Source organism: Peribacillus sp. R9-11 (assembly GCF_031345095.1).
GTDB classification, from domain to species: domain Bacteria; phylum Bacillota; class Bacilli; order Bacillales; family DSM-1321; genus Peribacillus; species Peribacillus butanolivorans.
This window is the reverse complement of sequence record NZ_CP133764.1, coordinates 129943-150766: the sequence shown is the minus strand read 5'-3', so window position 1 is coordinate 150766 and position 20824 is coordinate 129943. Positions and strand designations below refer to the sequence as shown.

Below are 20824 nucleotides of genomic sequence, written 5' to 3'. Positions count from 1 at the left end.
AGGAGGGACAAAAATGAGAGTCTGTGAACTCTGTGGTTTAGAAGAAGAATTGGAAAACGTAAACAAAGATGAATCGGTACCTACTAGAATGCTTCATCTTTGCGAAAATTGCAGAAATGATCGGAAATTTGAGAACTTTTTAGAAAACCATCTTTAATAAAACAGGAGCTTACTGATAGATCAGCAAAATTTATATATTTTTTAGGTCTCCTTTGGGAGGCCTTATATGATTCTTTTCATTATGCTGCTTTTTTCAATATCCTCAATGCTGTTATCATCATTTTAGAGATTTCCTCATAATAATATTGGATACCCATCTTCCACCGAGCAGCGATTATACTGCGTCCTTTGAAAGGCGTAATTGTCTTGAGTACGTACTGAACGCCATTTATAGTAGCTAGAACGATTTAACTGAGTAATGACAATAAGCCTGATTACTTTGTATTGAGAACGTAGTTCTCAATAATCTCGTACTTAGCCATTTGAGCAAGGACACCTCCTATATATTTCGATACTGCTTTTTTAAGTAAGCCACACCTGGGCCTTATAGTATTCCAATTCATCTTCCACACTATCGCATTTCGTACGAGGACGACCTTTCAAGGGGTTTTTTAAGCCCATATTTCTTCGCTATGGCTGATTGGCTACCCTCATTATTTAAATAACTTTGTACAACCTGTATCTTGATTTCCTCTGAATAATTTAATTTTCGGTTCACCGTGCCTGTTTACATGCTCCATAATTACAACGACTCGTTTGGCACCATTGACTAGGTCCATTGCGCCACCCATTCCTTTTATCTTTCGGGAATCATCCAGTTGGCAAGGTCGCCATTTTCGGAAACCTCCATACCGCCAAGTATTGCCAGATCTATGTGGCCACCGCGAATCATCGCAAAGGATTCAGCGCTGTTAAAAAGGAGGAGCCGGGAACGGTAGTAATCGTTTCTTTTCCCGCATTGATCAAATCTGGATCTTCCTGGCCTTCAACTGGATAAGGGCCGATGCCAAGCAGGCCGTTTTCTGACTGCAGCAGCACGCAGATGTCCTCTGGGATCTCATTTGCAACCAGTGTGGGTATTCCGATTAAGGTTAACGTTCATCTTTCTTTAATTTCCTGCACGGCTCTTTTTACAATCGTTAATCGTGTGTTCTTCATTTTAATCCGCTCCTTTTATCGTTTTATGCCTCTATCACAGTCCGACGTTCAATTCGTTTTTGATAGTCAGCTCCAGCCAAAATCCGCTGCATGTAAATGCTTGGCGTATGAATTTCATCAGGATCCAGCTCTCCGGCTTCTACGATTTCTTCCACTTCAGCAATCGTGATTTTCCCTGTCATCGCGGCTAGCGGATTAAAGTTACGGGACGTTTTACGATAGACAAGGGTTGCCGAGAGTATCTGCTTTCCAAGCTTTCTCAAGCGCAAAATCCCCCACAATTCCGTGTTCAAGCAGATAAGGTTTCCCCTCAAATTCTTTAATTTCTTTTCCGTCAGCGATGGGAGTTCTAACAGTGTAAAAGCTCGGAATACCAGAACCGCCAGCTTAAACCGTTCCGCCAGTGCCCCTGCGGAGTTAGCACCACTTCCAGCTCACCACTGAGAAACCGCTGTTTTAAAGATTTTATTTTCTCCGACATAAGAAGACACCATTTTTTTGATTTGTTTATTTGCAAGCAATAAGCCTAAACCCCAATCATCTACACCGCAATTGTTACTGACAACGGTCAAATTTTTTGTTCCTTGTTCTCTTAAGCTTGAATGGATTGTTCTGGAATCCCACACAATCCAAATCCTCCGACAATTAAGGTAGATTCGTCCTGAATGTCTGAAACCGCTTCCGAAAAAGAATTTTCGATATTTCCCCTTATTGTTCTGAATATTAAGGAGGGGAGGTTTTAGTTCGTAAAAGTACACTTTTACGAACTTTTTTGATTGTTACTTATTTAAAATAGCCTCTGTTAAACAATGCTTTTGATTTTTCTTGGTTCTGGTGCAAAGATGATTTCAAAAAAACATAGGACATGAATTTCCTGCTAACTTACGGATTATGATGCGATGCCAAACAGTTTATCAATGAATTCTTTTCGATTTTGGGCAGACTTCACCCCTTGGTGAACTTGCCCTTTTTTCATCATATGCATGGCTTCAATGCCACGTACTATTGAAGTAGCAGTTTCATACGTTTTGAATCCCAGCATGGAGCGTACTCTTTTCTTAATGAAACGATGATCTTGTTCTACGATATTATTGAGATATTTCACTTGTCTCATTTGGATGCCTTCAGGCATCTTTTGCTCGTCTTTTAGCTGTTGAATGGCTACAGGATACGCTGGATTTTTATCTACAGTTATGACACGAGGCTTAGAAACATGAAAAGACCGCAAAGCTTTCTTGAAGAAGTACTTTGCAGCCTTTTGGTCTCTTGTTTTGCTTAGGTAAAAGTCAATGGTGTTTCCTTCGGAATCTACTGCACGATACAGATACATCCATTGACCTTTTACTTTGATATACGTTTCGTCCACTCTCCATGAATCATTTGTACGTTTTAGATGACGACGAAGTCGCTTGTCTAATTCAGGACTATACTGATGAACCCAACGCATAATTGTCGTGTGAGCCATCGATAATCCTCGTTCCTCCATCATTTCCACAAGATTACGAAAGCTCAAGTTGTACTGTAGGTACCATCTGACGGTAAGAAGAATAATATCGGGTTTATAATGTTTCCACTTGAATAAATTTTGCTTTTCCATACTGATCACGCACCTTTTTTAGATTAGTAGTATCAGTATGTCCAAGATTTAAAGATTAATTGCAATTGTCTTGAAGTTTTTGCACCAGAACCTCTTTTGCTTTGTTATACATTTCATGCCAAGCATCTGCAATATATGTTGGTTCTGTTTGTATACCTGGCTAAACGAACAAATTTGCAGACCCAAATTTGTCATCAGCACGCAATGCATGCATTAATTCTTCGCGATTTAAAACAGAGCAAGAATTTCGTGAACAAATTACTAAGGATGAACTAACTGTTGGAATTTTCACGACCACTTGGTGCCCGGATTGCAAACGTTTAGGGATGTTCATTGAAGAAGTTACAGAAGAGCATCAAGATAAACAGTGGTTTAAAATAGATCGTGATGAGTTCCCTGAAATTTCTGAGGAACAAAGGTAATGGGAATTCCATCTTTATTAGTATTTAAAAATAATTTGCAAGTTAGAAGCCTTAAAATCAAAATTAACATTTCAAATATCTTCGTAATTTTCACTTAAGGCTAGGTTCTATTCTACAGAAAAGTCTATATATCGGGCGGTAGCACTACGGACTGATCAGAAATAAAAAGCTACATGAAAAAGAGAATCAAAACATACGTGAATAGGCATGATATGTACGCAAACAAATTATTTATTTATTTGAAGGAGTGTTAAATATGGCTGATATGAAAATAAATGTGAATGCTGTTTGGAATGGTGGGGTAACAGGAAATGGAACACTTAAAGCAGAGTACCTTGATACAAAAATCGCTATTCCTACATCCTTAGAAGGTAGTGGTAACGGAGCAAATCCAAAAGAGATTCTCGTTGCTTCTGTAACGACTTGTTATGCAGCAACTCTTACGTTTGTGCTCGAAAGCAGAAAACTGCTTGTGGCGGAACTTACAGTGAACTCTGAGGCAAATATATCTGATAATGAGTTTAAAATTACCCATTATCCTCACATCGTTTTAGCTGCTGATGCAACAGAAGAACAGATTCAATCTGCACAAAGAGCGACAGAAGCAGCAGATAAAGGGTGCGATGTCGGAAATATATTGAAAAAAGCAGATGTTAAAATTGAAGTTCAAGCCAAAGTTTCTTCGAAATGATTCATCCAAAGATGTAGAAATTCATTTCTTAGCCTATAAAATAGAACAGGTCTTTTAAAATTTCTTTTTTCTCATTAACGTGAAGGCGGTGATTTTACTGCCTTTTTTATATACGGAAATTACTAAAATCATACATTAAACAAAGCTTCAAGCCCTCGTTCTACTAATTTGCACCTTTAGTTGAAGAACATAGCAAGCTAGCGTCCTTAAAGGCAATCGTGTAGGAGGAGGCGAATAGCCTCCGGCCCCACACACCACAGTACGTACCGTTCGGTATACGGCGGTACAGTTTAAGTCTGACGTAGTTACGTATGATGTATAGATAAACCCTTGATGGTGCAAATAAGAATTGTCGAGGGTTTTGTGTAGAATGGGGCTATGCGCGAAATTCACAACGGATATAAAAGTAATGGAATGCGAAGTAAATAAGAAAATCGTGTACTTGTGGTCGCCATATGGTGAAGAAACGGTTGTTAAGATTATACTGAAAGAGTTGGATAATGAGGGCACAATTATTGAAGTGAAGTTAACGAAAAAGGTTTGAAAGAAAATGATGATGCATTAATAAGCAAATTGTTAGAACAAAAAGAAGGTTGGGTTTATGTATTGACCTGTTTAAAGGCGTATCTTGAATTAGGTGTTAAATTGAGAGGAGCATTAGTGTTTTGACTGTCAAACGACGGTCTAAGAGATGGCTCTTTTTTATTTTGAAAAAATTTTAACGTGGTAAATTCGCGTTTTGCTGTGCTACCCCTACTCAAAGGGGGGCATATCAATTAGGATCAGGGTCCTTTGCTTCCTCTAAGCTATATTTATATTATGTAAACTGGAGAGGATAAAAGTTTTCGACTTAAATATTAAATTTTAACACAGATTAACATAAATTTGAGGATGATTTTACATAATAAAGAAGGATATGATTTCCTTTAAAATACGGAGGTGATTAGATGTTCTTCAAAAAAAGAAAGCTTAGAGATAAAAAAGAAAAACAAGCTGTAACTGTGAATTCACAAGATATTGGCCAGCTGTTTGCTAAAGCTAAAAGATCTAGTGATTTCAAACAATTTCCCCTTACGGGTGAATCGGGACATTTAATCATTTCTTACTACAATACACTGATCGATCAACAACAACTTCAACTAAAAATTTTATTGGTTTTCCGAGAGACTCCTTTTGAACTAAACAGGCTAGAGAAAATTGATGACATAAAGAAAATCATCGCAATAGAAGACATTGTGATTACGGATAATATGAACGAAGCCGAATCAAAGTTACTTAAAGGTTATGCGATACTTCAAATGAAGGAAAATGATCAAAGGTTTGCTTTAATTCTCTTATCTAATGATAAAACTGGCTTGCGTGAACAAAATAATGTTGAAAATGAGTATAGTGTTGTCGGGCCGCAAATTGGATTTGTTGAAAATATTGATGTAAATATACATTTACTAAGGCAGCAAATTAATACATTTGATTTGATCACGAAGGAAATTAGCATTGGCTCTACGTCACATACTAGAATTATCATTGCTTATATTGAAGGAATTACGAATGAGCAGCATGTTAATACCATGACCCAACGACTTCAGGATATTGATTTTGATGTCGTTTTTGATACTTCTCAGCTTCATCAATTAATAACTGGTAATTCCCTGACACCGTTTCCTTTGCTTCTTTCAACTGAAAGAGTGGATAGGGCGGTTCATGCTCTAATTATGGGACAGGTAGCTGTTTTTAGTAATGGGTCGCCTTATGCCATTACAGGTCCTTCTACGTTAATAGATTTTTTTATTACACCTGAAGATTACTTTCTACCATGGATTATTGCATCTTTTTTCCGTTTAATACGGATATTCAGTGTCCTTTTTTCCATTTTTGCAACATCTATTTATATAGCCGTTATAACTTACCATTACGAGATGATTCCAAACGATTTATTCGGTTCACTTAGTTTTTCTCGTTATAATGTCCCGTTTCCGCCGGTATTAGAGGTGATTTTTCTGGAATTCACGATTGAACTATTACGTGAAGCTGGAGTTCGGTTACCTACAAAGGTAGGACAAACATTGGGAATAGTGGGCGGTATTGTTATCGGCCAAGCGTCCGTTGAGGCGTCCCTTACAAGCAATGTCTTACTCATTATAGTAGCCTTATCAGCCCTAGCTTCCTTTACTACCCCTATTTATAAAATGTCGAACACGATACGTTTTTTACGTTTTCCTTTAATAATCTTTGCTTCTATTTGGGGCGGACTAGGTATCGTTATAGGAATAGCCTTTTTAATCGTTCACCTTACACGATTAGAATCATTAGGAACACCCTATATCGTTCCATTCTATCCTTTTAGGCCTCAAGATATGAAGGACAGCCTTATCCGTTCCCCTTATAGCAAAACTTCCAAAAGGCTAAGTTATTTACGACCTAAATCAATTTGGAGGTACCATCCACATAATCACAAAAAAAAGAAAAGTGATTTTGATGAATGATCAGAAAAGGATAGTAGAGGTGAAGTATGAAATCATTATTTCTGTTAACTTTTAGCTTAACTTTCTTCTTATCAGGGTGTGAAAATGAGAGGATCATTGATGAAGTTCAAATTATTGAAAGCCTTGGATATGATATGGAAGAAAACAAAGAAGTTAAAGGAACGGTTATCTATCCTACATTCGAGGAGAAAGGAAAAGCCAGTTTAAAGGATTATACTACGATGTCTGATTCATATGAAGATATTCTTCCGAGAATGAATGCAAAGTCTCCCTATCCCATTGAAATTGGAAAATTAGATTTCGTATTGTTCGGCAAGGAATTTGCCAAACAAGGGATCGATGGTGTTATAACTAATTTTAGCAGAGACCCGTTTACTGGGAGTCGAATGCAGATGGGCATAGCTGAATTCACAGCTGCAAAAATACTTCTATCAAGTAAAAATGCGAATCTTTCATTCCATTTAAGTAATAAAATCAATCACAACATTGAAAGTGGTAATTTGCCAAAAATGAATTTACACGTATTTACGACAAATCTTTATGACGAAGGGAAGGATCCATTTTTACCTTACTTAATTCTGGAGGAAGGTCAAATCAAAATTGACGGGTTAGCCTTATTAAAGAAGGATAAGTACATCAATCATATTAATTTAAGCCAGTCCTTTATTGTAAAAGCTTTAATTGATGGGTTTCAAAATGGACAATACAAAACCGAAATAACACAAAATCAAAAGAAAGGTTTTATTTTATTGAAAAATCTGGATGCAAAAGCTAAATATAGGGTTGGTAAAAGCGAAAGTATTCCAAGCATATTCATCGATTTAACCATCAATGCAGAAATTGCAAAATCGCCATCTTGGTATGATTTAGACACAAATAAAAACCTCTTAAAACTTGAACAAATTTTAAATGAAAACTTCAATGAAGAAGTCCAACGTTTAATATCGTTGTTACAAGGATACAAAGTAGATCCACTTGGGTTGGGGGACAAGGTTAGAGCTGCATCCAGAAATTGGGATTATCAACATTTTAAGGACGTATACCCTGATTTAAAAACCACTGTACATACAAATGTTAAAATCCTAAATACGGGTATTGAAGAATAAGTCGAATTTTAGAGGTGAACCATGTGAGCACTATACTCAACGAACGATATTTAGTACCTTCTTTTTACGTTTTTTTTCTGATCTACTCGAATATTATTGGCATAGGAATCATGAGTTTTCAACGAGATATAACGAAGGACGCTGGTTATGATGCATGGATTTCCATCATTTTATCAAGTCTAAGCATTCATATAGTAGTTTGGATGATCTATCGTATTCTTGGAATTACTAAAAATGATGTCATACATGTTCACGAATTTTGCTTTGGAAAATGGATTGGCGGACTATTCAACATTTTTGTGATTTTTTACTTTCTTGTATTAGCGTTAATTGTTTTCCGTGTTTATATTGTGGTTGTTCAAGTTTGGCTGTTTCCCTTAATGAAGACATGGCAAATAAGCCTCATTCTTCTAGTCCTCATTTATTACATTGTATCCGGTGGATTCCGCGTGATTACTGGAATGTGTTTCTGGGGAACGATCATACCTTTTATTATACTGTTTCCCCTTAACTTTTTTTCATTAGAATTTGCCAATTTTAATCATTTATTACCCATTTTTAATCACTCTGTTAAGGAAATCGTATCATCATCTAAAAATATGTTGTTTCAGTATGTTGGCTTTGAGACGTTATTCATGTTCTATCCATTCATAAAAAATCCAGAAAGATCACAAAAATGGGCCCATTTTGGACTTTTGTTCTCAAGCTTACTATATCTTATAATAGCACTCATTACATTTGTCTTCTTTAGTGAAGGGCATTTAAACCATACGATATGGCCCACAATAACTCAAATGAAAATTGCGAAATTCCCTCTAATAGAAAGAGTAGAATTTATTGTTGTTTCGATTTGGTTACTTCTCGTATTACCCAATATCAGCGTGAAAATATGGGCAGGATGCCGTGGTATTAAGAAATTAGTAAATGTGAAACAACGTATAAGTCTGTTCATTGTCCTGGTCCTATTCTTTATTATAGCTAATGTGCTCAAAGAGAAGATTCAAATAGAGCGATTGAATGAAATATATTCAAACATTGCTTTCTATTTTGTGTATTTATACATCCCTTTTCTCTTTTTTTACATTCATATTAAGCATAAGATAACTAAGTAGGATAGAAAGTATTTTCAACGAATACACCCACTTATGGACTTAATCATTCATAGAAAAAGAGTCATTTTAAAATGGCTCTACAGGGCATTACCTTTTAGATAAAATAAATGGTCGTCTATACAGGGGATCTAAACGACAGGAAATAAGAAGTCAGGACATTCCTATAGTCCTCAACATTTGTTATAATCCGGCACTATCCAGCTTTCGCACGTTTCTACTTCAATTGAATCTTCTCCATTTTCTTTCTCCTATTTCGGACTAAAAATTTAGTTTACATAATACTGATTACAGGAATTTAGCTTCATTTATCTAGCCTTGTTGAAAATATAAAAACAGAGTTAATTGAAGATTAGTAAATAGAAGATCGACCATTTTACTGTAAAGTGAAGTCTGGATAGTCTTTTTGATTATCCAGTTTTTTTAATTTGCCTCTGTTAAAGTTTGTTGTTGATTTTATTTTCCATGGCAATTTAAGGAATTTCAGGTCTATAATACTATTAACTATAAAGCATATCAATAATACATTTAAAGTAAAGGGGATTTGTTATGAGAAAAATAAAGATTGCTTTATTACACCTATTACTTGTTGCTGGCGATGTGAAGCACAACAACGTGCTTATTGAAAAAGCCATTTATTTAGCATCTAAAAAGAATGCTAATTTGGTAATAACACCTGAACTTTGTGTTAGTGGACTTCAATTTAGTCGTAAAATTGGCACTAGTTGGATTAACAGGCAACCTTACACTTGGATGCACGATTTGAGTAGCTTTGTAAAGACTACAAATAGCACTGTTTTTTTGGGTACTCCAGAAAAAGGGGATAACGGAGAGTTTTATAATTCGGTATTTGTTATAGATAATAAAGGTTATTTAGGTAAACAAAGAAAAGTTAATAGTTTTATTGATGATTGGTCAAGTTCAGGGAATGTAATAGAACCAATAAAAATCGATGATATTAATGTTGGTATTGTGATTTGTGCAGACGCATATACCAAAGAAATAGCTGGAAATTTATTAGTAAAAGGTGCAGACATGTTAATAGCACCATCTTCATGGGGACCTGGATTACATGGTCCAGAGGGAGAATGGGAGCAAAGGTCCTTAGAAACAGGGCTACCCTTAATAGTCTGTAACCGTATTGGTGAAGACGAAACGGTTAGCTTTTGGGATGCCGAAAGTATGAATATAAAAAATGGTGTACGAATACTAACACATAAATCAAAACAATCAGCAATACTTAGTTTAGTGGGATTTAGAAAGTATGGACTTAATTTCTTCTGACTTCGACATCGAATACATATCATGATAAGAAATATTAAATAAACACGGCAAATAACCCTAAGCAGATGCTTATTCAACAAAAGAAGGAATTCATTATTTAATTTGGCTTTGCAGTTTTTCAGATACATCATTTTAATAAATTTATAGCTTTCTGATAAAAGAGCAATCAAGATGGAGTTACAGGGACGCACGCATTCCAGAGGGCTTATACGGGGATTTCAAAGGTTACTGGACGAACTGGGTTTATCTTATAAGTGAGGCGGTTTCTGCTGGTAGAACGTGAAATGACAGGGAATGAAAGTGTATCCGGTAAACTAGCAATCACAGACGAATACAAAATGAATGATGATGTGGTCGATACGAATACAAAGGTAGTCAATAAGGTTGCGAAAAGAAGTCATTCAAATGCAAATAGATTCGTAACGACACAATGGCAAGTAGACGCACAGCTTCCATGTCCTTATTGTGGTCAATGGTTGGCAGCGACTAACTTCTCCAGACATGCCAAGCGACACATAACAACCACACAGGATATTCTCACGAATGAGAAGTTTAGAGATAAAATCAAAGAAATGATCCAGGCGAAAAAAGCTGAAATATGAACTAAATAATGAGGTAATTTTGGATTAACGATAGTTATGAAGAAAGTTACTTTCATTGCAATAAATTTTCATGTTTGTACCCTGTAAATTTGTATTTGTCGTAAACAAGTTTATAAGCGAAGTCATTTATGGTTCCTACGGATAAATAAAGATTTCCTTTTAGGATGTGGTAATTATTCCATGCCCTTTTCCTCGATACCTTGGACCAATGAAGGAATTAATCTTTTAATGAAAGAAGTACCTGCCCATAAGATAATATTAGCTGTACCATTTTATACTAGAGAATGGGTAACCAATTTATGGACTAATATAGTGAAAAGTCATGACCGTAATATGGCTGAGGTCGACCGAATTATTACATCTCATGGACTTCAAAAGGTGTGGAATGAAAAGTCCTTACAAAAATATGTGTAATATACTTCCAGTTAGATAAAGCATCAAATATGGATAGTAGATAAAAAATCGATCGGGCTTCGACTTAACCTGGTAAAACAAAATCACTTAGGCGGTGTATCAGCGTGGTACATTGGATCAGAAACCCCTGACATTTGGGATGTATATCATTTTAATCAATAGTTTAACAGAAAAACCTTCGGATTCAGCTTGTAGAATAAGGTCCCTTTTAGGGTCTATATCTGCAAGCTTTTTTTGTTTAATCAAAAATAACAGATTCCAGATAAAAGTAGTATAAACAATAAAGACAAATGTTATAATAGTAATAATAATTATAACTTTCTTTTGAAGGAGGAATGAATAATGGCAATTAGGAAATTAACTAAAGTTGGCAATAGCTTGGGTATTACTTTTCCAGTTGAACTCTTGAAAACTGCAAATTTAGCTTTTGGAGACGAATTAGAGGTTGAGTTCAAGGGTGAAGAAATTATTTTAAGGAAAAATAAAAATGTGAAATTACCTAAAGGTGTAGATGCAGAATTTATGGAAATGTTATCAGATGTTATTAAAGAACATGACGAAGCATTCAAGGGATTGGTGGATAGATAATATGACGTTGGATATTATCTATCTTTCCACGAATCAAATTATTGCTATCAATGCCATTCAAATAAAAGTTTATTCTCCTACTGAACAAATCGGAGTGAAAGATCCTGGTCTCCTTGATTCTGCAGTGAACAGACCCAGACAAACTGTTTTCGAGAATGATGCTTACCCATCTATTCATGAAAAGGCTGCAGCATTATTTGAATCCATTTCAAAAAATCATGCGTTCCACAATGCAAACAAGAGGACAGCACTCGCTTCCCTTATTATGTTTCTGAAGATCAATCATTATCAATGGATAATGGGAATAGAAGAAGAACAGGACTTTGTTGTAGATGTCGTCAACCATAAGTATGATTTTAAAGCTATCTCAAGAATCATCCAAGAGAACATAAAGGCTTTATAAAAGGGTTCGAGATTCCTGTAGCATTTAAGCCAATTTGGTCTTTACCGAAGGTTGGTTTTATAACATTGGAAAAATATAAAGATGATGATAAGCTGCAAATTCATGCTGGGCTTTGGAATTCTTTATTAAAAGAAGAGGCTAAGTAAACATACATGAATTAGATGTAACAACATTAAACATCATCTTTTTTTAGGTTCGCAGACAAACAGAAGTTTAATAAACCCGTCATAATTGAACTAGCAATTCTCGATTTATTCAAGAAATTCCAGTGAAATATGATAAGGTGCTACCTATAACAATAGGTAGCACTTCCTTTGGTCATAGAAAGCTGTATAAGACGTTATTCACTTTACTTAATAAATTTTTTATATTATTAAACATATCTGGAAGTCTGTATTTTTTAATCCTGCGAATAAGTGAGTATTCGAGAGATATAGTGATCATACTGAGGGAGTTGAAGAAGGAGATATATTAGACCTACTCCAGAAGCTTATCAAAAGTTATGGTGAAAAATGCATGTAAAGTAACGATTGCCATTAAAAATAGGAGGGGAAAATTGTCCATTCGATATACTAAAGAGCAAGACAAAGAGCAGAGTGAAGTAGTAAGTGGAGCAGGAATCTTCGGTAATTTTGTTCATCTTTTGATAACTCTACTACCATTTAAGAAAAACGATATATATTATAGTTTGCCTTCTTAGAGAGATTTTTAAAAAGCTCAGTTTAATTAACTTTTTGATATTTGTACAACCACTCATCTAACTCTTGACTAATTTTAATCGTATCGGGATGAGAAAGTCCTTTTAAAACTCCGATTACAATCAATTGAGCCCGCAAGCAATCAATCTTACTTTTCATTATTTTATGGGATAGTGATTCTTCTGAGCTCATTATTTTCTCCTGTTAATTGGTTTTAGAATTGAGTTTAATCACAACGAATCATCATTATCCTGATTGAAAACAAGCCAAAATAGCATCAGTTAACAGTACTATATCAAATTGTATTTGTCCTTTAACTATTAAATCATCGCCTCTGTAATAATCTTCTATTAATTGACCAAGTTCATTATAAAAAGGAATAATTATTTCGTTCAAGAGTAACACTCCTTTTTAGGTAAATAGTTATAGTATTAACTGTATATTACATTTATGTGATTATAAAAAGGTTTTTCTCAGCTGGTTATACAGAAAATGAACAGGATCATCAAACAATACGTTATTTTCTCTATTACCGTAATCATGATTCTGATTGCGTCCAACTTCCTCCAATTTCTTGATCTACCTTATGGCGTGATCGGTCATTAAGGAAGCACGATTCTCGTCATTACTGAACATACAAAAGGGTGCCTAAAAGGCTCCCTTTTGAGGGGCGTCTTGTCCGTCCGGAATGGGTTTTAAGACGGTAGACCTTCGCAATGCTTTGATAGGGGAAACGCCAGGCAGCGAAAAGATAAGTAAGGATGAGCCGGGGTTTCTGCTTAATCTCGATGAGCTGACGGAATTAAAAGCACCGTACATGGACGAAGAAAAGACGGAAACTTGCTTTCGAAATATAAGTCGGACGACTGGCGGAATCATTGTTTCCGAAATCCCAAGGTTTCCAAGTCGAACGAATCCCCCACAAAAGTAATGTTATCTTTATTATACAAAATAAGCTTATAGACTTGCCCCTAAAAAGGGACTTTGTCTACAAGCTGAGAAGTGGATAACAAATCCACTTCTTTTATTTTTACAGATTTTTAATTTTGTATTCTTTTCCAATATTGTTGTTAGTGTTATTTATCTTCCATACTTTTAAACAGTTATTTTAAATTTATTACCATACTTGAGCTATTTGAGCCAATTCAGCTGCCTCCCAAACCGGTAATACGGTGAAGCCATCTTGTTTAGCCAACTCCCAATTTTCATCACCAATTCGGAGACCAATGACTACATCAATTCCGTGACTTCTAAGAAAATTCGCTCGTTGCTGTCCTCCATTATCTTGATATCCAAGAATTGCAACTGTTTTATTGCTATAACATTTTAAAATTAATTGTTCAAATTCTTTATCATTCATAATTTTAACCTTCTTTCCTAAAAACTATAAATATAAACTAGTAAATTAATATTCCCAATTTTCTTATTATTATATACGTGTAATTAACACCCGACAAATTGATGATTTTAATTGAGCCTATAAAAAAAACTAATATGGCCAGCCATGCTAATAAAGCTATTAATATTTTCTATGAGACAGATAAAAAGAATCAATTTGAAAACGCTTTAGTTATATCCGAAAATGAAAATAGAACATAAATGAAACCTAGGAGGGGAATTAATTTGTTATCTAGTAATGATAATTATTTATTGACAAGAACTGGTCCTGAAACACGTATGGGGGATATGCTTAGACAATACTGGATCCCAGCACTTTTAGCAGAGGAACTTCCTCATCCGGATTGTCCACCGGTACGAGTTAAGCTTTTAGGTGAGGAATTAATCGCATTTCGTGATACAAATGGAAAACTTGGAATAGTTGATGAATTCTGCCCACACCGTAAAGTGTCTCTCTTTTTCGGTCGGAATGAAGACTGTGGCGTTAGATGCGCATACCATGGGTGGAAATTCGACACTGAAGGCAATTGTGTAGATTTACCTTCTGAACCGCCAGAAAGTAAGTTTAAGGATAAAGTTAAAATTAAGTCATATCCTTGTGAGGAACGTGGTGGAGTTATTTGGGCATATATGGGACCAACTGAATCTAAACCGGAATTACCAGAACAAGAATGGATGCTAGTTTCTGATAGTCAACGCCATCTATCTAGAAAAATACAAGAAAGTAATTTTTTTCAAGCTTTAGAAGGTGGAATTGATTCAAGTCACGTTTCAATTCTTCACTCCGGTTCAGTTGGAGGTTTAGGAGTTTCTAAAAACAGTAACAGCACATCACTCTTAGCGAAAGATACTGCGCCCCGCTTTGAAGTTGCAGATACCGATTATGGATTATTAATCGGTGCAAGAAGAGAGGCTGATGAGGACAACTTTTATTGGAGGATTACACAGTTTCTTATGCCTTTTTATTCCATGATACCTCCGTTTGCAGGGGCTCCACGAGGAGGGCATGCTTGGGTACCTATTGATGATGAAAACTGTTGGGTATGGAGCTGGAGTTGGACACCAGATCGTGATCTGACAGAAGAGGAAATTAAACAGATGAAGTCTGGGGCCGGAATTCATCCAACACTGATACCAGGTACATTCCGTACAAAAGGAAATAAAGAAAATGATTTCCTTATCGATCGAGAAATGCAAAAAAGAGGCGAATCTTTTGCTGGTATATTTGGTGTAGGTATGGAGGATCATGCAGTTCAAGTAAGTGCGGGGCCAATTGTTGACCGATCACAAGAAAAGTTAGGAACAAGTGATACAGCTATTATAAAGGCTCGACAATGTTTGTTAAAAGCAGTAAGGGCTCTAGAAAACGGAGAAAAGTTACCGGCTTTGGATCCTAGTAGTCATAGAATTCGTTCTGCTTCTGTCTTACTTCCAAAGGGCGTTCCCTTTCAAGAAGGAGCAAAAGAGGCTTTAGAACTAAGTGAAAAGGACTTCGAGGCTGTTTAATAGATGAAGTAAACAATCTATAATTACATTTCTAATTGATTTTAAAACTTTTAAACACCCCTGTAGTACATATGAATGTTAAGGCATTCAAATTACGCCTACGACACAGGGGATGATTTTGGTGTCAAGAACCACTCTTTAAAGATACCTAAAACACATTGGGGTATTAGAGGGAAATTGCGTCGTATTTAAACAGAGAGCTCTAAAAGGGTCTAGAGATGAAGAGAGAAGAATGCAAATGACTATTGAATTTGGAATGCTTGTAACGGATCCACCCCGGGTGTCCTCATAAAATGAAATTGTTTTGAGAAACTTTTGTATAAGGAAATCTTATTCTATCAAAAAATTAGTAACGAAAAATGTAAGCGCAATCTCTTACAATAATAATTATTAAAATGAAATTTGATTTTATGGAAAATAAAAATTTCATAAAGTGTAGATTTTTATTAATTATTTTTTTATATATAAAAACTGATAGGGGGAATAAGAAAAGATGAATACGAAGGTGAAATCAGCTTTTGTCGCTCTATCGATTGCGTGGTTGGCATATTTACTTTCATATGTAAGTAGAATGTCGTGGTCTCCAATTATTCCGATAGCTTCAGGTGACTTGGGTATAAACGCTGCTCAAGCTGGAAGCTACATGACAGCTTTCTATATTGGCTATGTTGTTACACAAATTCCTGGTGGTTTTTTAATTGATCGATATGGTTATCGAAAAGTTTTACTAGGTTGTTTTTCTATAATTGGTTTGTTTACATTTCTAACAGGAGTTGCACCTAGTTTCGAAATAGGAATTGCAACCAGGGTTGTTGCAGGAATTGGTTCCGGGGCTATTTTTTCTGCTGGTCTTGTAGTAATAAATGATTGGTTTCCTGAAAATAGACGTGGACTTGCTAATGGAATATTTATGACAGCTACTTCTTTAGCTGTTTCATTGGTAAACTTGTATGTTCCTACAATGGCAAATGGATTTGGTTGGAGATCTGCATTTTATGTTTCAGGTATCCTTCCTTTGATAGGACTAGTTATCGCATTCTTTTTTCTTAAGGAACTCACTCCTATTTCTCAAAATTTAAAAGGAGGTAATAGGAATAAAGTATCTAGTCGTGATATTTTGTCACTATTTAAAAATAAGAATCTAATGTTAACAGGCATAGCAGGTTTTGGTGGGCAGTGGGCTACTATGGCAACGGCAACGTGGGCTAATTCGTATTTAAATAAATCTCTGCATCTTTCTCTTGTCCAAGCTGGTCTATTTATGTCTATCTTTGGATTTGCAGCATTATTTTCTAAACCAGTTACAGGAATTTTATCAGACTATTATGATCGTAAAGCTCTTACATTTTGGATCCTTATATTATTAGGCCCGGTGTTATTATGGTTTGGTCTAAATAAAAATCTTTCGTTGTTATATCTGCTAATTCCAGTGATGGGTATTTTAGGCTATGCATTTTACCCTGTTTTGAATACTGTAATTGGTCATTCGGTAGAAAAAAGACTATTGGGAACAGCATCGGGCGTAGTAAATGCAATGTGGCAATTAGGTGCTATGCTCTCGCCATTAGCTGTAGGTGCTGTAATTGATGCGACGGGTAATTACTTTTATTGTTTTGCTACAATGGCTATTGGGCCATTTTTAGGAGCATTGATATTCTTGTTTATTAAACTGGAGAAAAAGGAATCTAAGATTAAGCAAAATAGTGTAGAAGAAGTTCAAATGATGAATGTTCGCTGAACCTATTAATTTAAATAAAAAAATAGGTTTAAGACCTAAGAGTGTTATTAATATAGACCCAATGAATAAGTTTTTCTATTTTCTGAAGTTTAGGTTAGTTTTTGTCTAATAAGGATAAACGATCTGGCCCTGTTATTGGGTTCTGGTGTCCTGATTTAGCCTTGATTATCGAAATATGTAAATATTGGTAGGGTAATTGAGGTTGGTAATATTTGTTTATTAACGATGGAATCAAGTATAGAACTCTACATCTCTGTAGAGTGAAGTAATAAGTGGAAACCATTACTTTTATTGAGGTGGACTTTATGGAAAAAAAAGTATTAGCAGCGGTAGCAACCGATACAAAACATACAGAAATCCAAGAAATTCTTTTACCGGATATCGAGATAGATACAGGTATTTTAAAGGTGGAGATTGTTGGTGTCTGTGGAACCGATGTTTCTTATTACAATAATTTAAAAGAACCAATGATTTTAGGTCATCATGTAGTGGGTCATATACACAGAATTGGTGATTTGGCCTCTAAACGCTGGGGAGTTAAAGAAGGCGATCGTATTGTCATGGAAGAGTATATCCCTTGTGGTCAGTGTGAGCTATGTCGGACAGGTTTATATCGCTTATGTTCCAACACGAATCCAAGAGTTAATGGAATAAGATATGGTGCTACTCCAATTGCTATTGAACCATCGCTTTATGGTGGTTTCAGTCAATATATGTACCTACATCCTAATGCAGTAATCCACAAAATTCCTTCACATGTTCCGGCTATTGAGGCAGCATTAACATTGCCTTTATCTAACGGATTTGAATGGATGAGGATTGTAGGAGGAGTAGGTCCTGGTGATGTAGTTGTTATTCAAGGTCCAGGTCAACAAGGGCTTGCATGTGCTTTAGCGGCAAAAGCAGCTGGAGCTGAAACGGTAATTATTACTGGAAGAAATAGTAGTGCTGAACGCTTGAAGTTGGCATTAGAATTAGGCGCTGACTATTCGGTTAATGTTAGTTCAGAGGACCTAATTGAAAAGGTTTCTGGAATTACTAATGGGAAAATGGCTGACTTAGTTATTGATGTAACTAGCGGAGGAACTGATCCTGTTGTCTCTTCATTAGAAGTTGCTAAAACGGGAGGCACGGTTCTATTAGGAGCTTTGAAAAACCAACGTTTCAACGAATTCGATCTGGATATAATTTACAACAAAACTTTAACTATTAAAGGGGTTCGCGGACATAGTTATAAGTCGGTACAGATGGCGGTAGAATTCATCTCTTCCGGAAAATTCCCTCTTGCTATCATGAACTCCCATAATTATAAATTAATCGAAACTGACCTGGCTTTAAGAACCGCTGCAGGAGAGATAGACTCTTCTCGGTTATTAGTGACCGTCTCTCCATGGATGTAAATAATAAACAACCGGAAAAGCTCCTTTTGACAAAGGAGCTTTTCTAGTAATTACATTGTTCAATTAAGTAAGGGGAATCGTTAGCGTATAAAAATTAATAGATTTTTTAATATATATGGAAATACGTACGCTGGCTCTGATGTAAATCTCGAATGTTTAAAAATATGAACGAAAATATAGCTTAAATTCCAGACGTTTTAGATATGTTTTACAATGAAAGTATACCCTAAACAGATGCATGTATTAGTTAATGTTTATTTAGATTTTGCTATCTGAGTTTTGCACCAGAATCAATGGATGGCTTGCCTAAGTTCAAGGAAAAAGGGCGGTTTAATGATTCTGACCTTGTCGAACACTCAGCCCAAAGAAATAAAAGACTGGAAAATTTAATAGAAAGGTTACTAGGGAAGTCGGTGATTTCCCTTTGTAGGATGACTGGATGAAAATACAAGGCTTCTCGATTTATGGAAAACGTATTATTTTAACACTTGCTGTAGTTCTATTTCTTGTCTTTCAACTGGTTCCGTTTAAAGGATTAGGTTTTATATTGTCAATTGTTTCTATATTTGCTATTGTATTCTCTCTCCTATCATGTAATTTTTTTACCCGAGTGATGTCTATTATATTTTTGACTTTTGGGACGTTAATGGTTGGAAGTAAAGGAATTAGTTTTTTATCCTACGTGAAGCTTTATGGAGACATGCTTTATTTACTCTCCCTCTTTGCAATCGTTCCTTTATTGTCTATACCGATACAAGCAGGCGGGTACAGAGAGGTTTTTAAACAGTTATTTCAGGGGAGGATCCATTCATCTTCTCACTTATACCGAACGATAACGGGTTTATCATACTTTCTAGGCTGTTTTTTAAATATGGCGGCTGTTCCGATCACACACGCCAGTGTGAAAAGTACGGTGGATTCATGGCCTATTAAAAAGCCTGAACGCTTTCTGGCCAGCAGTATTATTCAGGGATTTTCTTTGCCTATTATGTGGACACCTTTATCCGGCATTTTGGGCGTGGTACTTTATGTAACGAAGGTGGAGTGGCTGAATATTTTTCCTGCACTATTATGCATCAGCTTAGTTACACTCGGGTTTAATTGGCTTATTTTCACTTTGGTGGAACGTGTCAAACAATCCGGTGTTGATCAAAAAGAGGTTGCAGCGGTTGAAGCCTCTCCTCTTTTCTACCGTAAGATGTGTCAAATTGTCCTTGCGATTGTCTTACTTTTATTTTTAATTGTTAGCGTGGATGCTATTTTTTCATTTGGCTTAGTGGTGAGCGTTACCCTTTTAACCTTGCCTTTCGCATGGATATGGTGCCTTTTACTAAGAAAAAGTACCGATTATTGGCCGGGTGTAAAACACCACTTTACTCACAAAATAGTGGATATGAGTGAATCGTTTTCAATCTTTCTAAGTGCTGGTTTTTTTGTGCAGGCTCTTCACTACTCAGGAAATGACATTTTGGTGAACCAGCTGTTTGTTCAATACGATAAAATGGTGGGTGTTCATCTATTTTTGATCACTCTCCCGTTTCTTACATTGCTTTTCTCGTTTATAGGGATGCATCCAATTGTTGTTGTAAATTTGTTGGCCCAATCATTAAAACCAGATGTTCTTGGCATAACACCGGAACAGATAGCGGTGGCTTTTTTGGGCGGTGCTGTTTTGACATTTTACTTGGGACCGTTTAGTGGGACGCTCGGCCTTATGTCATCCATCATTAATGTGCGGCCGATGCGCATCGCCGGATGGAGTCTGTTGTATGCGGCTGCCTTTTCACTTATTTTAACTATTTCTGTTTTTTTAATTTAGTCTTACAATCGCGAAGCACATTACTTAAGGGGTATGGAAAATGAGAAAGATGACGTTTAAACGGCTGGATAGTTTAAGTTTAATGTGTGTATTTTAGGTTAATCACCAGTGAAGGTAATTAACTTGCTAATACAACCTCCAGTCAAGAAAAATCATCTGCAGAGAAAAAAATGTACTTCACTTTTACTCTGGATGATGAAACAGGATTTGCCTGGTCGGTTCCGATGCAATAAAAAACTATCAAACTTGGACCTGTAGAATCATATAAATCTGAAAGTAGTTTCGCGGCAGAACCGTTTTTATCATGAAAGATTATTATAAAATGTTCAATTACAAATAAAGGGAAAACGGACGCGTTTATTAGGTTACGTCCGTTTAGATGTGTTATTTGATTTTTTTACGAGAACC

Annotated in this window: 22 protein-coding genes and 2 pseudogenes; 18 read left to right on the top strand and 6 right to left on the bottom strand. The window is 35.8% G+C overall.

Annotation, left to right across the window (positions count from 1 at the left end; genetic code table 11):
- Nucleotides 1-13 precede the first annotated feature (13 nt).
- Nucleotides 14-157, top strand: coding sequence for a hypothetical protein (locus RE409_RS28505; protein WP_309559608.1), 144 nt, complete (start codon nt 14-16; stop codon nt 155-157).
- A 544-nt stretch (nt 158-701) separates the two neighbouring features.
- Here the strand turns inward: RE409_RS28505 and RE409_RS28500 are convergent.
- The 3 genes and pseudogenes from RE409_RS28500 to RE409_RS28490 all read right to left on the bottom strand — a co-directional run.
- Nucleotides 702-1158: pseudogene (locus RE409_RS28500) on the bottom strand (CoA-transferase); the annotation flags it as partial.
- A 23-nt stretch (nt 1159-1181) separates the two neighbouring features.
- A pseudogene (locus tag RE409_RS28495) lies at nt 1182-1870 on the bottom strand (CoA transferase subunit A).
- A 177-nt stretch (nt 1871-2047) separates the two neighbouring features.
- Nucleotides 2048-2755 (bottom strand): IS6 family transposase, encoded by a 708-nt coding sequence (locus RE409_RS28490; protein WP_309559607.1) that lies wholly within the window; start codon nt 2753-2755, stop codon nt 2048-2050.
- Nucleotides 2756-2943: 188 nt separating this feature from the next.
- On the opposite strand from RE409_RS28490, the gene RE409_RS28485 reads away from it, so the two are divergent.
- The 11 genes from RE409_RS28485 (at nt 2944) to RE409_RS28435 (ending at nt 11857) form a co-directional block, all read left to right on the top strand.
- Nucleotides 2944-3177 (top strand): thioredoxin family protein, encoded by a 234-nt coding sequence (locus tag RE409_RS28485; protein ID WP_309559606.1) that lies wholly within the window; start codon nt 2944-2946, stop codon nt 3175-3177.
- A 256-nt stretch (nt 3178-3433) separates the two neighbouring features.
- Nucleotides 3434-3868: an OsmC family protein gene (locus RE409_RS28480; protein WP_309559605.1), complete on the top strand. Its 435-nt coding sequence runs from the start codon at nt 3434-3436 to the stop codon at nt 3866-3868.
- Nucleotides 3869-4238: 370 nt separating this feature from the next.
- Nucleotides 4239-4412 (top strand): SRPBCC family protein, encoded by a 174-nt coding sequence (locus RE409_RS28475; protein ID WP_309559604.1) that lies wholly within the window; start codon nt 4239-4241, stop codon nt 4410-4412.
- Nucleotides 4413-4815: 403 nt separating this feature from the next.
- Entirely contained in the window at nt 4816-6351 is a 1536-nt protein-coding gene (locus tag RE409_RS28470) for a spore germination protein (protein ID WP_309559603.1), read from the top strand.
- A 26-nt stretch (nt 6352-6377) separates the two neighbouring features.
- Complete coding sequence (locus RE409_RS28465) at nt 6378-7457, top strand: Ger(x)C family spore germination protein (RefSeq protein ID WP_309559602.1); 1080 nt, start codon at nt 6378-6380, stop codon at nt 7455-7457.
- Nucleotides 7458-7471: 14 nt separating this feature from the next.
- On the top strand, nt 7472-8569 hold the full coding sequence (locus RE409_RS28460) for a GerAB/ArcD/ProY family transporter (protein ID WP_309559601.1): 1098 nt from the start codon (nt 7472-7474) through the stop codon (nt 8567-8569).
- 546 nt (nt 8570-9115) lie between these two features.
- Nucleotides 9116-9850, top strand: coding sequence for a carbon-nitrogen hydrolase family protein (locus RE409_RS28455; RefSeq protein ID WP_309559600.1), 735 nt, complete (start codon nt 9116-9118; stop codon nt 9848-9850).
- 284 nt (nt 9851-10134) lie between these two features.
- Nucleotides 10135-10452: a hypothetical protein gene (locus tag RE409_RS28450; RefSeq protein ID WP_309559598.1), complete on the top strand. Its 318-nt coding sequence runs from the start codon at nt 10135-10137 to the stop codon at nt 10450-10452.
- A 180-nt stretch (nt 10453-10632) separates the two neighbouring features.
- Nucleotides 10633-10866: a glycoside hydrolase family 18 protein gene (locus RE409_RS28445; RefSeq protein WP_309559597.1), complete on the top strand. Its 234-nt coding sequence runs from the start codon at nt 10633-10635 to the stop codon at nt 10864-10866.
- A gap of 342 nt (nt 10867-11208) precedes the next feature.
- Entirely contained in the window at nt 11209-11454 is a 246-nt protein-coding gene (locus RE409_RS28440) for an AbrB/MazE/SpoVT family DNA-binding domain-containing protein (protein ID WP_309559596.1), read from the top strand.
- Between the two features lies 1 nt (nt 11455).
- Nucleotides 11456-11857 carry a type II toxin-antitoxin system death-on-curing family toxin gene (locus RE409_RS28435; protein ID WP_309559595.1) on the top strand — a complete coding sequence of 134 codons (402 nt, stop codon included), beginning with the start codon at nt 11456-11458 and terminating at the stop codon, nt 11855-11857.
- 722 nt (nt 11858-12579) lie between these two features.
- Here RE409_RS28435 and RE409_RS28430 read toward each other — a convergent pair.
- Together RE409_RS28430 and RE409_RS28425 are read right to left on the bottom strand one after the other, a co-directional pair.
- Nucleotides 12580-12747, bottom strand: a complete 168-nt coding sequence (locus RE409_RS28430; RefSeq protein ID WP_309559594.1) for an aspartyl-phosphate phosphatase Spo0E family protein — start codon at nt 12745-12747, stop codon at nt 12580-12582.
- A 54-nt stretch (nt 12748-12801) separates the two neighbouring features.
- Entirely contained in the window at nt 12802-12951 is a 150-nt protein-coding gene (locus RE409_RS28425; RefSeq protein WP_309559593.1) for a PLC family EF-hand domain-containing protein, read from the bottom strand.
- A 292-nt stretch (nt 12952-13243) separates the two neighbouring features.
- On the opposite strand from RE409_RS28425, the gene RE409_RS28420 reads away from it, so the two are divergent.
- The gene (locus RE409_RS28420) at nt 13244-13486 is read left to right on the top strand and encodes a hypothetical protein (protein WP_309559592.1); all 243 of its coding nucleotides are present in this window, start codon (nt 13244-13246) and stop codon (nt 13484-13486) included.
- Nucleotides 13487-13672: 186 nt separating this feature from the next.
- Here RE409_RS28420 and RE409_RS28415 read toward each other — a convergent pair whose 3' ends face one another.
- Nucleotides 13673-13915: a Rossmann-fold NAD(P)-binding domain-containing protein gene (locus RE409_RS28415; protein ID WP_201184214.1), complete on the bottom strand. Its 243-nt coding sequence runs from the start codon at nt 13913-13915 to the stop codon at nt 13673-13675.
- Between the two features lie 101 nt (nt 13916-14016).
- Between RE409_RS28415 and RE409_RS28410 the strand changes: the two genes are divergently transcribed.
- The 5 genes from RE409_RS28410 to RE409_RS28390 all read left to right on the top strand — a co-directional run bounded on the left by RE409_RS28410 (nt 14017) and on the right by RE409_RS28390 (nt 20416).
- Nucleotides 14017-14154: a hypothetical protein gene (locus tag RE409_RS28410; protein WP_309559591.1), complete on the top strand. Its 138-nt coding sequence runs from the start codon at nt 14017-14019 to the stop codon at nt 14152-14154.
- A gap of 24 nt (nt 14155-14178) precedes the next feature.
- Nucleotides 14179-15459: a Rieske 2Fe-2S domain-containing protein gene (locus RE409_RS28405; RefSeq protein WP_309559590.1), complete on the top strand. Its 1281-nt coding sequence runs from the start codon at nt 14179-14181 to the stop codon at nt 15457-15459.
- A 493-nt stretch (nt 15460-15952) separates the two neighbouring features.
- Complete coding sequence (locus RE409_RS28400) at nt 15953-17197, top strand: MFS transporter (protein ID WP_309559589.1); 1245 nt, start codon at nt 15953-15955, stop codon at nt 17195-17197.
- A 305-nt stretch (nt 17198-17502) separates the two neighbouring features.
- Entirely contained in the window at nt 17503-18597 is a 1095-nt protein-coding gene (locus RE409_RS28395; protein WP_309559588.1) for a zinc-dependent alcohol dehydrogenase, read from the top strand.
- A 439-nt stretch (nt 18598-19036) separates the two neighbouring features.
- Complete coding sequence (locus RE409_RS28390) at nt 19037-20416, top strand: hypothetical protein (RefSeq protein WP_309559587.1); 1380 nt, start codon at nt 19037-19039, stop codon at nt 20414-20416.
- Nucleotides 20417-20824 lie beyond the last annotated feature (408 nt).